This window comes from Pseudoalteromonas sp. MER144-MNA-CIBAN-0113, assembly GCF_040308965.1.
GTDB lineage: Bacteria > Pseudomonadota > Gammaproteobacteria > Enterobacterales > Alteromonadaceae > Pseudoalteromonas > Pseudoalteromonas tetraodonis.
In genome coordinates, this window is sequence record NZ_JBEOOG010000015.1 from 16885 (window position 1) to 30874 (window position 13990).

Below are 13990 nucleotides of genomic sequence, written 5' to 3' on the forward strand. Positions count from 1 at the left end.
ATTACGCGGCTTGTCATTTAACTGTGTGAAGTATGTGAGCGACGTAAAACCAAACTATGAACAGCTAGCCCAGCAAATAAAATTATGGGGCCAACAACTTGGCTTTAGTGAAGTGGGCATTACTGACATTGATTTAACTAAGCATGAAGCACAGCTTCAGCGTTGGCTTGATGCAGGGTATCATGGTTCAATGGATTACATGGCTACACATGGAATGAAACGCGCCCGCCCTAGCGAGCTAGTCCCTGGCACGCAACGAGTTATTTCAGTAAAAATGAATTACCTGCCGCCAGATTCAGGCTTTGCCAAAAACCTTAAAAATAACGAGAAAGCCTATATCAGCCGATATGCCCTTGGCCGTGACTATCATAAGTTGATGCGCAACCGAATCAAACAGTTAGGTAAAAAAATTGAACAACAGGTAGGTGACTATAGCTTTAGGCCTTTTGTTGATTCAGCGCCAGTGCTTGAGCGTCAACTCGCTGAAAAAGCGGGATTAGGCTGGCGCGGAAAGCATTCTTTATTAATAAATAAAGAGGCTGGTTCTTGGTTTTTTTTAGGCGAGTTATTTGTAGATTTACCACTGCCTATTGATGATGAAAACACGTTCGAAGGTTGTGGTAAATGTGTTGCCTGTATAACCCTTTGCCCCACTGGTGCTATTGTAGAACCTTATGTAGTTGATGCGCGTAAGTGCATTTCGTATTTAACTATAGAGCATCAAGGTGCTATTCCTGAGCAATACAGAACATTAATGGGTAACCGCATTTATGGTTGCGATGATTGCCAGTTAGTGTGCCCATGGAATCGCTATGGACAAATTACCGACGAGCAAGACTTCCACCCCCGTACACAATTAAAAAATAAAGACTTACTCGCGTTATTTTCCTGGGATGAAACTACCTTTTTAACAAATACCGAGGGCAGCCCTATTCGGCGCATTGGCCATGAGCGTTGGTTACGAAATATAGCGGTTGGCTTAGGCAACGCAGATTTTAGCCCAGCGATTATTCATGCACTTGAAGATAAACGCAAAACGGTCAGTGACATGGTGAATGAGCACATAGAATGGGCACTTACCCAGCAACATGATAAACAAAGACAAAAGCTGCGCAAAACAGCACGGCTAATACGGATTGTTGAAAAAGGCCTCCCCAGAGACGCGTAAGCCTATTGCCTAAAAAACGCGACATAAAGTCACTGCTACAAGTTAATATATCTAATCGTAGCAAGGAATTTACCCCGCGTCTCGCAGCCCGTAGCCCGCACCTTTAACCTTTCAACAATAAAGCGAGATCTTGCTCTATCTCTGCGAACGCTTTTTTAACCTGATCAACAGATTCTTGACGTGCCACCGAGTTTTGAATCGTTTCGTCGACTTTTTTGTAGATAAACACTTCCTGGTCTTCATCGAGTCCCATGGTTGGGATCCGCTCTTCTAACTCCTCTTGAAGTTGTTTAAATACTTTTTCGTTATTTATCCGGCTGTCGTTAAGCAATCCAATTAAACTATGAAACTTACTGTGAACAGTACTCGCCACTTTGTTTAATCGCTCTTGCTGCGAAACCAACATTTTCTTAGTAGTAATAGCGCGCAACTGCTGTTCGGTTACACTTACAATAAAACAAATATGATCACGTATACGCCCATGCTTCTGCTCATCTTGTTCTGGCATATTCAAAATCAATAAACTGACAAACTCGTAATTAACCAAAATACGATGAGAAAACTCATGTAACCTACCTTTGTTTTTAAGCATTTCAAATAACTCAATCACAATCGGCGAACACACACCGTTTAAAGCAAAGTGCGATTTGGTGTCGTTACATCTAAATTCAATATTACTTTGTAGACCAAATGTCTGTAAGCACTCCACTAATGCCTTACCTAACTCCTCTACATCGTTGATAAAACCGATATTTTCAATATAGTTAACTATCTGACCCATTTCACTGCTATTTGCCATAGCATTAAAAGCGGTTGAGGTTGCTTCTTTTACTTGCTTTTCAAGCTGTTGTTTTTCTATTAATACTTGATTTAACTTATTCAGCTTTTGCTTAAGCTCATCGTGCCCAAACGGTTTTACAATATAGTCTTCAGCACCTACTGAATAACCTTCCATACGTTCCTCAACGGTCCCCCTTGCCGATACAAACATCACTATAATATCTTGTGTTTTAGGGTTGGCTTTGAGCTCTTTACATACTTCGTAACCATTCATTTTTGGCATGCTTACATCAAGTAAGATAACCTGCGGCATATACTCTTCAACCATGCTCAAGCATTCCGGGCCACTCGAAGCCAGCTTAAGTTCAAAATCTAATTCCTCTAGGATTTCTTCTATTATTTCGAGGTTAAATGGTTCATCGTCGACTGCAAGAATTTTAGTTAAAGCCATAATTTTTCGTCCATATAAATCGTGTTCATTAAAACAATTCGGTTATTAGCTACTATTTTTCACTAATTGCTCATCGGCTAAATATTCATCGAGGTTTATTTCCAAAGGAACCTGAATGCTAATGGTTGCCCCACCAAGTTCGTTATTACAGGCTTTTATAGTTCCTTGATGTAAAGAAACAAATTCACGGCACAGCGTAAGTCCTAATCCTGTCCCCCCTGCGCCACTATTTGTTTTGCTACTTTGCACAAATTTTTGAAAAACAGTTTCAAGTTCCTCTTCAGGTATTCCTATACCGCTATCTATCACTGCAATGTTTGCATTGTCATCGTCTCTTTGCATGACAACTTCAACAGTACTGTGCTCTTCACTAAATTTGAGTGCATTACTCAATACATTTCTCAAAACCTGATTTATTTGCTCTTCATCGCACTGTGCAACAATCGGCGCGTTATCAGAGCTAAAAACAATATTTATATCTTTTTCAATAGCAATACCGGCAACATCATCAATACTGGTTTTAACAATAGTCGCTAAATCATAAGCCCGTGGGTTGAATGGAAATTTACCAACATCTAATTTAGAAAGGTCGAGTAAATTATTAAGTAACGATAGTAGTCTTTGCCCACTTGACTCAATACGAGTTAAATACTTCAAAAGTTTATCTTTGCTAAAATCACCCTCTTGTAACTTGCTAATACCAAAACGTGAAAAGCTCAATATAGAGTGCATAGGGGTTCTTAGCTCATGTGACATATTTGCCAAAAACTCTGATTTACTTAGATTAGCCGCTTCGGCAATATTTTTCGCATGCTCAAGCTGTGAAGTACGTGCCCTTACTTGCTCTTCTAAAAGATCTTTGGCTTCCAACAATAGATCTTCTTTTTGTTTTAAATGACTAACATTTTTAAAAATAACCGCTAACGCTATTTCGCCATGGTGGTCTATTTCATTAAATGATCCAACTAGCGGAATTTTACTTCCGTCTTTATTTACAATGTGTAAGTCACAACTAAACTGACGATTACTGTTTAATGTAGAGATTTTATCTTTTATTGCCTGCACCGAGTCATCATCTAAAAAATGAAATAACGAGTGAGCAATGAGCTTTTTAAACTTTAAATTAAATAATTTTAAGCAGGCATCATTGGCCTCGACTATCTTGCCTTTGCGTTCAAATAATAAAATAGGATCGGGGGTATTTTTAAAAATGACCTGCAGTAAGCTGTCTTTTTCAATCAGCACATCAACTGTTTCTTGTAATCTTTCTACTAGCTCAGCATTGTGACGTTTTAGCAGCTCGGTTTGCCATAATTTATGTACAGCCTGTAGTAACACATTGTCATTTAAAGGCTTGATTAAAACATCTTCAACACCTTGGCGAATGGCTTCTAACATAGACTGTTCAGGGCGTGAGGTTACTAACAAGCAACGACTATGCGGTTGTATTTTTTTTAAACTCGAAAATATCTCTAAACCAGAACCCGGTTGTAAGCTAAAGTCACTGATTAAAATATCAATACTCCTGAGCTTGGCAATATTAATTGCTTCATCATGGTTTGTTGCGGTGTATACCTCAATATGAGCGCCATAAAGGCTACTTTTAAGTGACTCTAATCGCTCATTAACATGATCAACGAGTAAAATTGTCGGTAGTTTAAAAATGTGATCTGGACCTATCTCTAATAAGGCCTCAATTAAAGACGTTATTTCTTTATTGGAAAAGAAGGGGTAGATAATGGTGGCATTGGGTATCAAGTCATTTAATTTGGAGAATGCGCTAAGCAACTCCCCTGATTCTGCTTTTGGCGCTAATAACAAAAATGATTGATAAGTCGCTTTTTCAACAACTATCGATACAACATCGGTTGGCACGCCTTGAGAAAATACCAGTAAGTCATAAATGTCTATGTCTGTATTTTCATCAAACATAGCAAAGTGGACTAATTCAACTTGGCAGCCAATTAGTTCTAATAACACTTTTAAGCGCATAGCAATCATGCTACTGCTATCAATAATAAGTATTTTTCTCGCCATTTAGACACACTTTAAAGAGTTAATTAAACACCTTTTCAGCATAGTCTAGAATTTTTGGTTTAGCGTAATCACCTACGTAAAAGTGAATTTTGCTGCCTTTTGTTATGGTACTAGGTTAAATGCTTACCAAAAATAGTCAGGCTGTACAGCTGATTGTCCATTCTTGCTACGTTAGGCAGCTCTCCCCATACTGCAAAATCAAAATGCTTAAATAATTTAATGCTCGGTTCGTTGTGACTAAAAATAAACCCAAGTAATACTTCTATATTAAGCTGCTTGGCTTGTTGTTGTGCAAATTGCATCAGCTTTTTACCCAACCCTTTTCCTTGGGCTGCTGCCGTAATGTAAATGCTTAACTCAACGGTGCCATCGTAAGCTGGGCGACCATAAAACGATTTATAACTAAGCCACGCTAATACTTGGTTGTTCTCACAGTAAACAAAAATAGGGCGTTGAGCAGTATGGCTATCAAACCAAGGTTGTTTATCAGCGACGGTCACCTCTTCGGTATCGGCGGTGACCATTCGACTAGGGATAGTTTCATTGTAAATAGCAACAATGGCAGTTAAATCATCAGGTTTTGCTAAACGTATAGTCATAGAAAATAAAGTAAAATTGATCAATTTAGCCTATAGTAGCGTATGATAAGTTACATAAATACTCTAAAAACGCACTTAAGGTAATAGCATGATAAAAAAAATAATACTTGGTTTAACCCTCGCGTTAAGTTGTGTTTCGCTAAATACATATGCCGCAGACTCGCCCGCCCCTTCATTAGATGCAAACACCTGCAATGACTTCACGAATGTTTCACTTAGAAAGTTGCGCTCAACTGAAACCATTAACTTATGTGATTTTAAGAACCAGCCTCTTTTAATTGTTAACACTGCGAGTAACTGCGGTTTTACGCCGCAATTTGAAGGTTTAGAAGCGCTTTATAATAAATACAAAGACGAAGGCTTGGTGGTATTAGGCTTTCCATCAGATGATTTTTTTCAAGAAGAGAATGATGAAAAAGATACCGCAAAAGTGTGTTATGTAAATTATGGTGTTACCTTCCCTATGCTGGCCACCAGCGCAGTACGTGGTAGTGACGCAAACCCTATTTTCAAGCATTTAAACGCCCAAACCAGTTCACCAAACTGGAACTTCTATAAATACGTGGTATCGGCCGATCGCAAAACGATTATGCGTTTTAACAGCCGCGTAGCACCGGATTCAGCAAAACTAGAAAGCGCAATCAAAAGTGCATTTTAACTTTGTGTTTTCAGTTTAACCTTACTAAGATGTTGCTATCAAATTTAAAAAACTAAACTTACAGGTAGGAGAACTTATGGCAGTTGCAAGTGCAAGGCACATACTCGTAGACAGTGAAGCACAATGTTTAGACCTTAAAGATAAAATTGAGCAAGGTGAAGACTTTGCAGAACTCGCTAAACTGCACTCTAATTGTCCATCAGGTCAAGATGGTGGTGCATTAGGTGAGTTTGGCCCAGGTATGATGGTGCCTGAATTTGACAAGGTGGTATTTTCAGCGCCGCTAAATCAAGTACAAGGCCCTGTACAAACACAGTTTGGTTACCATTTATTAGAAGTAACCAGCCGCTCAGAGTAAGTAAATCGATTTATTAATAAAGCCGCATCAGCGGCTTTTTATTTATGTGGAGTTGGCAAAAGCCCATTATGCAACTATTTGGCTCTATTCCTTCCCCTTATGTTCGCCGCGTTAGAATCTGGGCAGAACAAAATAACTGTGCGCTTGAGTTTATAAATCTCGATATTTTTTCTAAAGACGATCGGCCGTTGGTGGTCACAAAAAATCCAGCAGCCAAAATCCCTATATTGGTCGATGACACGCTTACCTTAAGTGATTCAAATACCATACTGCGTTATTTACTTGAAAAAACTAAGCAACCCCCACTTACATGGCCTCAAGAGCATTTTTTAACTAGCATCAATGCCTGCAATGATTCATTCGTTGAATTACTGTTATGCCAACGTTCTGGATTTGACACGCAAGCTGATAAACTATTTTTTAATCTGCAAAATGAGCGAGTTGCGCAAACATTACACTATTTAAATGATCATTTATGCGATGATGAATTTAAAAGCTGTGAATGCCTCAACATCAGTTTATACTGCTTACTTGATTGGATATGCTTTCGTGAACTCACTGATTTTAGCGCGCAGCCGCAATTAGTTAAGTTTCATGAGGCGTTTAGTCCGCGTCAAGCGGCTAAAAATACCAACCCTCGACTTAAATTTTAAAAGGTGGATACATGAGCGATATCGAAATTGAATCACAACTAGTTAGCTTTGTAGAAAAAGTACGTGTTAGTGAGCAGATCTGGGCACTGGGTGCCGATGATGGTGGCTTTGTTGTATGTGAGTCAAATCAGTTTGACGACACCGATGTACTTTTACTGTGGGAATCACAAGACGCAGCACAAGCACAATGTAAAGAAGAGTGGCAAGACTACAGTCCAGTAGAAATCAACCTAGATGAATTCTTAGATGATTGGGTTGAAGACCTAAAATCTGATGATGCATTAGTGGGTTTAAATTGGAATGACGATCAGGTGTGTGTAGAAATTGAACCGGTTGGTTTAGCTCGCGCGCTAAGCGAATAAGTTTTAGGCGTTAGTTCGCTGACATTATCCCAACTAACAGCAACGGTTAGTTGGGGTATAAAAATAATAAAAACTGTCAAGGTAATACGTTGAAAACCCATCTTGGTCGTCGTCCATTTTCAGCTATGGAGCTGCATACGCTCTATAACGGATATATTTATAGTGATACACGGCTTGCCCGCGAACAAGCTAAACACTGGCATTTCTGGCTGCCCTTAATTGCTTATTACAGTGGCGCTTACAGTGATGAAATTGGCTGCTTAACTCTTGATGACCTAATACTTAAAAATAATATTCTCTGTTTTAGTTTTCATACCCACGGTAAAATTAAGCCACGTTTAGTGCCTGTTCATCACGCCCTTATTAGCGCTGGGTTTAATGACTATTTAGCTTATGTAAAAGCACAAAATCACTCCCGTTTAATGTTCGATCTTCCTGCTAAAACAGGGCGCTATAGCGAAAAAGTGCGCATATGGTTTTCTGGAGAGGGTGAACGCGCAGGATATTTGCAAAAATGTGCAATTCCTTCGGTGGATCAACTCGGTATGAAAACCGCCATTAGTAGTTTACGGCTTAACTTTGAACAGCAAATTCGTATTTATGCCCTGCAAGCAGGCAACAAAGACTGCTTTAATTACTTAATGGGCTTTAATGATTACCCTCATGATAACTTTAACGATATAGCCTTGTTAAATAAGGTGCTACAACAGATCCGGGTTATCAATTCGCACATTCATTGGCAGCGGTTTTTAGCCCGAGATAGCCACTGACAAACTTTGTTACTCTTTTCCTTAGCGATCTGCGCTTACTCTAGTAAAAAAAGCTGTTAGGATGAAGTGCCGTCTATATGACTGTTTCTAACAACAAAAAATCTAGGGATAACTATGTTTTTAAAAAGCCTCTTAACCGTGAGCGTTGCGCTTGCGATGAATGCTGCTCACGCTAACGAATTCGTCATTGAAAAACTCGCAAAGCCAAGTTCACAAAAAGTCGCTTTAACGCTCGACCCAAGTCAGAATACCTTTACAGGAATGACCGAGATCAGCTTAGAAGTGCTCAAACCAACACACTACATTGAGCTCAATGGTGTTGATTATGCAACTAAAATGGTGCAACTACTAGGCGAGCAAAACTGTGATTTAAACAGCGAAATGCTTAAAACAGGTAAGGTTAAATTTAGCTGTGAAGAGCAAATTCAGCCAGGTAAATACACCTTAAAAATAGATTTTTCAGCGCCTTATAACCGCCAGAGTGTGGGGTTATATAAAACCCTAGATCAAGGCGTTCCGTACTTGTTCACGCAATTTGAAATGAGTGATGCGCGACGTGCATTTCCGGTGTTTGACGAACCAAGCTATAAAATTCCGTTTCAGTTAACCATTACCGCCCCCACCTCACAAAAAGTGTATTCAAATACACCTGAGCTAAAAACGACGGTGAATGGCGATATGACCACCCATTACTTTGATAAAACGCCACCAATTCCATCTTACTTAGTGGCTATGGCTGTAGGTCCATTTGAAGAGCTAGAAATTAAAGGCATGCCTATTCCTGGGCGTGTGATCACCCCACAAGGTAAAATTCATTTAGCGCAATATGCAAAAGAGAACATGCCTAAAGTACTGGGCGCACTTGAAGAGTACTTTGGTATTCCTTATGTATATAAAAAGCTAGATTCAGTGGCTGTTCCAGAGTTTCCGTTTGGCGCTATGGAAAATTCAGGCTTAGTGACTTACCGCGAAGATATTCTTCTGGTTGATTTAGAAGCTGCAACGCGTAGTAAAAAACAACGTAATGTCTCTATTATTGCCCATGAATTAGCTCATCAATGGTACGGTAACTTAGTGACTATGAAGTGGTGGAACGACTTATGGTTAAATGAGGCGTTTGCAAGCTGGATGGCGGCAAAAATTACTAAGCAGCTTAATCCTGAGTTTGAATCACACCTAGATTTACCACAAAACAACGTAATGGCGTTAGATGCACGTTTAAGCACTAAGCCAATTCGCAAACCAATTAAAACCGAAGCCGATATTATGGATGGTTTAGGCCTTGCCTACAGCAAAGGCAGCTCAGTACTGGCGATGGTTGAAAACTGGATTGGCGAAGAGGCATTTCAAGCTGGTATTCAGAACTACTTAAAAGAGTTCTCTTATAAAAATGCAGAAGCTGCCGACTTATGGGAAGCACTTGGTAAGGCTTCAAATAAAGATGTAGCGAGCGTTTTAAAATCGTTTATTGAACAGTCGTCATTCCCGCTAATTAACGTTAAGCAGCAAGGTAAGAGCATTACGATTTCGCAAAGTCGTTTTGCCAATGCCGGTGTTGAAGCTCCTGCTCAACTGTGGAATGTACCGGTTGCGATTAAATATGGTGCTGGCGATAAAGTACAAACAGCCAATGTATTATTAAATAAACAAAGCCAAACGCTAGCATTAGACTTTGAACCAGAATGGATTTATCCAGATCAAGGCGCGCTAGGTTATTACCGTTGGGTAATGGATGATGCGCAATTTAATGCGTTAATAGATAATGCAGCTAGGGTATTAAACGACCGTGAACGCTTAGCCCTATTATCGGCAACAGATGCCCTACTTGATGCCGGTGTCATTTCAGCGGCTAAATTAATGCAAACGCTTGAAGTATTTGCCAGCGATAGTCATCCGCGTGTTGCTAATACTGCTTTAGGTTATTTAGCGTCACAGCAGCGTACTTTTAAAGACGATAGCAATAAAGATTTATGGCCTACGTTTATTCAAAATGCGGTGATGCCTGCCGCTAAAAAATATGGCCTAGAAGCAAAAATGGGCGAAGATGGCGCAGTAGCTCAACTTCGTGCCGCGGTGGTATCACGCTTAGGGTTTGATGGTGAAGATAAAAATGTGATCAATAAAGCCAAACAGCAAACACAAGCTTACTTAAACGATCCACAAAAGGTAGACCCTTATTTAGCAGGTACTTATTTACGTCTTGCGGCTTTTCATGGGGATAAGGCGTTGCTAGATCAGTTTATGACAACCTTTAAAACCACCAAAGATCCACAAGTGCGTACCAATATGCTGGCAGCAATGGGTTACTTTGGTAAACCTGAACTACAAAAAGCGGTACTGGCGTATAGCTTAACAGACGAAGTAACGGCTTCTGATATGCGTACTATTTTATCGGGTCAAAGTTACACCGATGAACGCCAAGCACTGTTTATTGATTGGATTTATAACAACTACGATAAAGTAACAGCAAGCTTGCCACCATTTTTTGTGCCAAACTTACCTTACTTTACTACCGCCAGCTGTGACGCTGACAGTTTAGCTACAACGCAAAGTTTCTTTGACGCTAAACTGGAAGCTGTACCCGGTTATGCGCGTACGTTAAGTAAACTTGCAGAGAGCACCAATGACTGTATTGCACTTAAAAACCGTGAACTGAAATCAGTCAATAGCTTTTTAAATAGCAAATAAGTTAAAGTTTAAAGGATGGCGGGCTGCGGGCGACGAGTAACGGGCCGAAAACCTCAAACTCGGGCTAATGGCTGATGTTTTCTCATTTACTTCTCATTGTCTTCTCTTTGTGTAATAAGATCTTAAAAAATTTATTCACAAAGAGGTTAAGAGGCGCTGCGCTTTTAGAGGTAGTAATTAAAGACAAAGGTTAAGGGTTAAAGGTTAAAGGTTAAAGGTTAAGGGTTAAAGATTTTATCTTGCACCTTTTGCCTTTAGCCCTGCACCACTCTATTAACCGCCAATAATCATCGTTAGCTTAGCTATAAACTCTTTTGCCGCTTGTTCAGAGTTAATTTTAAAAGCGACACCATAATGAATAGGCTGCGTACTTTTATAAATACGGGTAGGAAAACGGGTCATTTCACTGCTATGAAAATAGCCTTGAGTACGCACAACCCCATCAATATCAGTAAAGTCATCGCTAAACACTTCAAATGCCGGGCGGATCACAATTTTACCTTTACCTGCTTCAGCATGGGTATAAAACGCCTCTTTAGAGTTTACTAGCATATACTCAGCTATGTTTTTTATTTTAAAGTTACTTCTACACTCTAGTTTGATCAGCTGCTCGGTTAACTCGTCTGCACTAAATGCCACGTCACTTTCCTTTTTATTTAATAGGGGGTTAGGGTCTGTTGACCTTTCAAAGTTAAATTTGCAGCAGTCTGTTTGGTATTTAGCCAAGGTAAAGCATATGTGATGTGGTTATTCCCCATAAATAGGCGATAACGCAGCATCAATGCCAAACAGGCACTGCCCTTCGGGTTCTGCCTAGGGGCGATTTACTCTTTGTTGCTCAGTTTTGACTTAGCCCACTAGGTTACAAACCTCGCGCCGCGATTAAACCGCCCCTAGTTTGAACAAATTGTAATCCGCAAAGGTCAACAGACCCTAGACTAACTCATGCATGAGTGAAAGTCCGAAATTTATTTATTCACTACACACAAAAGCTAATTGCTGATTTTTATAACTCAACCGGCTTATTTCAGTATCGCAATATTGGCTTAAATCAAGCCACTGCGATATAGCAGAGCCGCGTGTTAATTTACGCTGGTAAACACGGTTTTTAATTGCGTAAGCAATGGTATTTTCATCTTTTAAGATGAAATCTTGTACTTGGTTTGGCAGTCTAAGTATATCGGTAACTTGCTTAGTTTGTGGATCAAAACGCGCTAGGTGATGCTGCCCGTGTTTACTATGGCTAAATAAAAACTCAGCCTGCGCTTTATTATAAATAAGCGTGCGACCAATATCGCTTGCTACCACCTCACCTTTTGCCGCAGCAACCGAGGTATATTGCAGCGTGTGTGGTTCGCCTAAAATAAACATCACTAAATCGTTGTTACTTCCCCAAGCGTGATAGCCTACAGGTTCAATCCAATCAAAAATACGACTTGCAGCCAACTCGGGCGCCAACGGATATTGCCATAGCTTTTGTTTACCATCGTCTTCAACGACAATCGCCGATAAGTGCTGCCCATCCGGTGTTAAAGTGGGCGAGTATTCACTTTGTGGCGTATTAGTGATCATAGACGTTTGTTTTGATGATAAGCTGTAAAGCGCAATATCTGTTTGACTCTGGTCATTACTGATTATTTCTCGGGTATAGTATAGGCCGGTGTCGGTTAAATGGGGTTGATTGTTATAGCTCGTTTTATCACTAACAATGCTTACACGTATACCATGCGGAGTATTTAAATCGGCGAGCAAAATTTGGCTTTTAGGCATACTTGCCTGAGCAATATCTAGCGTTAAAGCATTTATAGCTATAAGCCCTAACAATGGTTTAATCAGTTTCATGCTTTCTCTCGTTTTAATTTTAAGCACCTCATGATAACGTTATTTACTGATGACGTCACTTGACCTAAGTCAGTCAACTCTTTATAACTAACGGGTCATAAAAAAGAGAACAAACATGTCAGCTAAACACCCTATTATTGCAATCACCGGTTCATCTGGAGCGGGCACAACGACCACCACTAACGCCGTGAAGCATATTTTCCGTAGCCTTGATATCAATGCGGCATTTATCGAAGGTGATAGCTTTCATCGTTATACACGCCCTGAAATGGACAAAAAAATTCGTGAAGCACAGCAAGAAAGTAAACACATTAGCTATTTTGGCCGAGAAGCTAACGACTTTGGCGCCTTAGAAGACTTATTTACTAAATACGGTGAAACCGGCGAAGGAAAACTTCGTCGTTATTTACACACCTTTGATGAAGCCGTGCCTTATAACCAGTTACCTGGGACATTTACCCCATGGCAAGAGCTTGAGCAAAATACAGATCTGATGTTTTACGAGGGTCTACATGGCGGTGTAGTTGATGAAGATCATGATGTTGCTAAACATGTTGATTTACTCATAGGCATGGTGCCTATTATTAACCTTGAATGGATCCAAAAGCTCATTCGCGACACCTCAGAACGCGGCCACTCTCGTGAAAAAGTCATGGACTCTATTGTGCGCAGTATGGATGACTACATTAATCATATAACGCCGCAATTTTCTCGTACCCATATTAACTTTCAGCGAGTCCCCACCGTTGATACTTCCAACCCATTTAGCGCTAAAGATATCCCCTCCCTTGATGAAAGCTTTGTTGTGATTCGCTTTAGGGGGATTGATGATGTTGATTTTCCGTATTATTTGCGGATGATTGAAGGCAGTTTTATGTCGCGTATAAACACCTTAGTGGTGCCCGGTGGTAAAATGGGTCTCGCGATGGAACTGGTGCTCACGCCTCTAATAAAAGATATTATTTTGAAAAAACGCGCCTTAGCAAAGTTAGCCCCGCCTGAAATTCCTATTTAGACTCTTTTTTGTGAACCCTAACTCACGTACACTGCTGATTTTAAGTATGACGAGTTTAATATGTCGCAATCAATTAAAATTATTGTTGGGTCTAAAAACCCAGTAAAAATCAATCCCGCTAAACATATTTTTGCGATGTATTTTCCTGAGCGTGTAATCGAATGTAGTGGTGTTCACGCGCCCTCAGAGGTACCCGATCAACCCTTAGGTGAAGAGCAAACCTGCTTAGGGGCACAAAATCGCGTTAATTACTGTAAAAACCACTATCAGGCAGACTACTATGTGGCGATGGAAGGTGGTGCAGCGCAATTTAGTTATGGTGCGGCAACCTTTGCCTATGTAGTTATTGATAATGGCGCACAGCAAGTTACAGGCCGAAGCAGTAACTTACCCCTGCCCACTGTGTTTTATAAAGCATTGCTTCAAGGTGAAGAGCTTGGTGACGTGATGGATAAAGCCTTTAATACCACCAATATTAAACAGCAAGGGGGTGCTATTGGCTTGTTAACTGATCATCATGCAACACGAGAAAGTACCTATACTCAAGCGCTGACACTCGCCATGGCGCCTTTTCTTAATCCCACTCTATATAATCAATAACGGATGTTT

At 40.2% G+C, this 13990-nt stretch carries 14 protein-coding genes; 9 read left to right on the forward strand and 5 right to left on the reverse strand.

Annotation, left to right across the window (positions count from 1 at the left end):
• The first annotated feature begins 34 nt into the window (after nt 1-34).
• Entirely contained in the window at nt 35-1168 is a 1134-nt protein-coding gene (gene queG, locus AAEY57_RS05850; RefSeq protein ID WP_350606886.1) for a tRNA epoxyqueuosine(34) reductase QueG, read from the forward strand.
• Between the two features lie 103 nt (nt 1169-1271).
• Here the strand turns inward: queG and AAEY57_RS05855 are convergent, their stop codons facing one another.
• The 3 genes from AAEY57_RS05855 to AAEY57_RS05865 all read right to left on the reverse strand — a co-directional run bounded on the left by AAEY57_RS05855 (nt 1272) and on the right by AAEY57_RS05865 (nt 5035).
• Nucleotides 1272-2399 (reverse strand): response regulator, encoded by a 1128-nt coding sequence (locus AAEY57_RS05855; protein ID WP_010390732.1) that lies wholly within the window; start codon nt 2397-2399, stop codon nt 1272-1274.
• A 45-nt stretch (nt 2400-2444) separates the two neighbouring features.
• Entirely contained in the window at nt 2445-4436 is a 1992-nt protein-coding gene (locus AAEY57_RS05860) for a hybrid sensor histidine kinase/response regulator (RefSeq protein ID WP_350606889.1), read from the reverse strand.
• Nucleotides 4437-4546: 110 nt separating this feature from the next.
• On the reverse strand, nt 4547-5035 hold the full coding sequence (locus AAEY57_RS05865) for a GNAT family N-acetyltransferase (RefSeq protein ID WP_013464075.1): 489 nt from the start codon (nt 5033-5035) through the stop codon (nt 4547-4549).
• Nucleotides 5036-5123: 88 nt separating this feature from the next.
• Here AAEY57_RS05865 and AAEY57_RS05870 point away from each other — a divergent pair, with 88 nt between their 5' ends.
• From AAEY57_RS05870 to AAEY57_RS05895, 6 genes are all read left to right on the forward strand, one after another.
• Nucleotides 5124-5693 (forward strand): glutathione peroxidase, encoded by a 570-nt coding sequence (locus AAEY57_RS05870; protein WP_350606891.1) that lies wholly within the window; start codon nt 5124-5126, stop codon nt 5691-5693.
• A gap of 76 nt (nt 5694-5769) precedes the next feature.
• Nucleotides 5770-6051 (forward strand): peptidylprolyl isomerase, encoded by a 282-nt coding sequence (locus AAEY57_RS05875; RefSeq protein WP_008114778.1) that lies wholly within the window; start codon nt 5770-5772, stop codon nt 6049-6051.
• Nucleotides 6052-6119: 68 nt separating this feature from the next.
• The gene (locus AAEY57_RS05880; protein WP_350606938.1) at nt 6120-6704 is read left to right on the forward strand and encodes a glutathione S-transferase family protein; all 585 of its coding nucleotides are present in this window, start codon (nt 6120-6122) and stop codon (nt 6702-6704) included.
• 11 nt (nt 6705-6715) lie between these two features.
• On the forward strand, nt 6716-7066 hold the full coding sequence (locus AAEY57_RS05885) for a DUF2750 domain-containing protein (protein ID WP_013464070.1): 351 nt from the start codon (nt 6716-6718) through the stop codon (nt 7064-7066).
• Between the two features lie 89 nt (nt 7067-7155).
• Complete coding sequence (locus AAEY57_RS05890) at nt 7156-7836, forward strand: site-specific integrase (protein ID WP_013464069.1); 681 nt, start codon at nt 7156-7158, stop codon at nt 7834-7836.
• Between the two features lie 114 nt (nt 7837-7950).
• The gene (locus AAEY57_RS05895) at nt 7951-10524 is read left to right on the forward strand and encodes a M1 family metallopeptidase (protein WP_350606894.1); all 2574 of its coding nucleotides are present in this window, start codon (nt 7951-7953) and stop codon (nt 10522-10524) included.
• Nucleotides 10525-10797: 273 nt separating this feature from the next.
• Here the strand turns inward: AAEY57_RS05895 and AAEY57_RS05900 are convergent, their stop codons facing one another.
• Both AAEY57_RS05900 and AAEY57_RS05905 read right to left on the reverse strand, forming a co-directional pair.
• Entirely contained in the window at nt 10798-11163 is a 366-nt protein-coding gene (locus AAEY57_RS05900; RefSeq protein ID WP_013464067.1) for a hypothetical protein, read from the reverse strand.
• Between the two features lie 333 nt (nt 11164-11496).
• Nucleotides 11497-12366 (reverse strand): TolB-like translocation protein, encoded by an 870-nt coding sequence (locus AAEY57_RS05905; RefSeq protein ID WP_350606898.1) that lies wholly within the window; start codon nt 12364-12366, stop codon nt 11497-11499.
• A 115-nt stretch (nt 12367-12481) separates the two neighbouring features.
• Here AAEY57_RS05905 and AAEY57_RS05910 point away from each other — a divergent pair, with 115 nt between their 5' ends.
• Both AAEY57_RS05910 and yjjX read left to right on the forward strand, forming a co-directional pair.
• Nucleotides 12482-13381, forward strand: a complete 900-nt coding sequence (locus AAEY57_RS05910; protein ID WP_008114793.1) for a phosphoribulokinase — start codon at nt 12482-12484, stop codon at nt 13379-13381.
• A gap of 60 nt (nt 13382-13441) precedes the next feature.
• Nucleotides 13442-13981: an inosine/xanthosine triphosphatase gene (gene yjjX / locus AAEY57_RS05915; protein ID WP_350606900.1), complete on the forward strand. Its 540-nt coding sequence runs from the start codon at nt 13442-13444 to the stop codon at nt 13979-13981.
• Nucleotides 13982-13990: the final 9 nt, after the last annotated feature.

What these genes read in the sequence shown, in the direction of transcription:
- AAEY57_RS05855 (WP_010390732.1), bottom strand. Translation starts at nt 2,399, where the DNA reads ATGGCTTTAACTAAAATTCTTGCAGTCGACGATGAACCATTTAACCTC.
- AAEY57_RS05860 (WP_350606889.1), bottom strand. Translation starts at nt 4,436, where the DNA reads ATGGCGAGAAAAATACTTATTATTGATAGCAGTAGCATGATTGCTATG.
- AAEY57_RS05865 (WP_013464075.1), bottom strand. Translation starts at nt 5,035, where the DNA reads ATGACTATACGTTTAGCAAAACCTGATGATTTAACTGCCATTGTTGCT.
- AAEY57_RS05870 (WP_350606891.1), top strand. Translation starts at nt 5,124, where the DNA reads ATGATAAAAAAAATAATACTTGGTTTAACCCTCGCGTTAAGTTGTGTT.
- AAEY57_RS05875 (WP_008114778.1), top strand. Translation starts at nt 5,770, where the DNA reads ATGGCAGTTGCAAGTGCAAGGCACATACTCGTAGACAGTGAAGCACAA.
- AAEY57_RS05880 (WP_350606938.1), top strand. Translation starts at nt 6,120, where the DNA reads ATGCAACTATTTGGCTCTATTCCTTCCCCTTATGTTCGCCGCGTTAGA.
- AAEY57_RS05885 (WP_013464070.1), top strand. Translation starts at nt 6,716, where the DNA reads ATGAGCGATATCGAAATTGAATCACAACTAGTTAGCTTTGTAGAAAAA.
- AAEY57_RS05895 (WP_350606894.1), top strand. Translation starts at nt 7,951, where the DNA reads ATGTTTTTAAAAAGCCTCTTAACCGTGAGCGTTGCGCTTGCGATGAAT.
- AAEY57_RS05905 (WP_350606898.1), bottom strand. Translation starts at nt 12,366, where the DNA reads ATGAAACTGATTAAACCATTGTTAGGGCTTATAGCTATAAATGCTTTA.
- AAEY57_RS05910 (WP_008114793.1), top strand. Translation starts at nt 12,482, where the DNA reads ATGTCAGCTAAACACCCTATTATTGCAATCACCGGTTCATCTGGAGCG.
- yjjX (WP_350606900.1), top strand. Translation starts at nt 13,442, where the DNA reads ATGTCGCAATCAATTAAAATTATTGTTGGGTCTAAAAACCCAGTAAAA.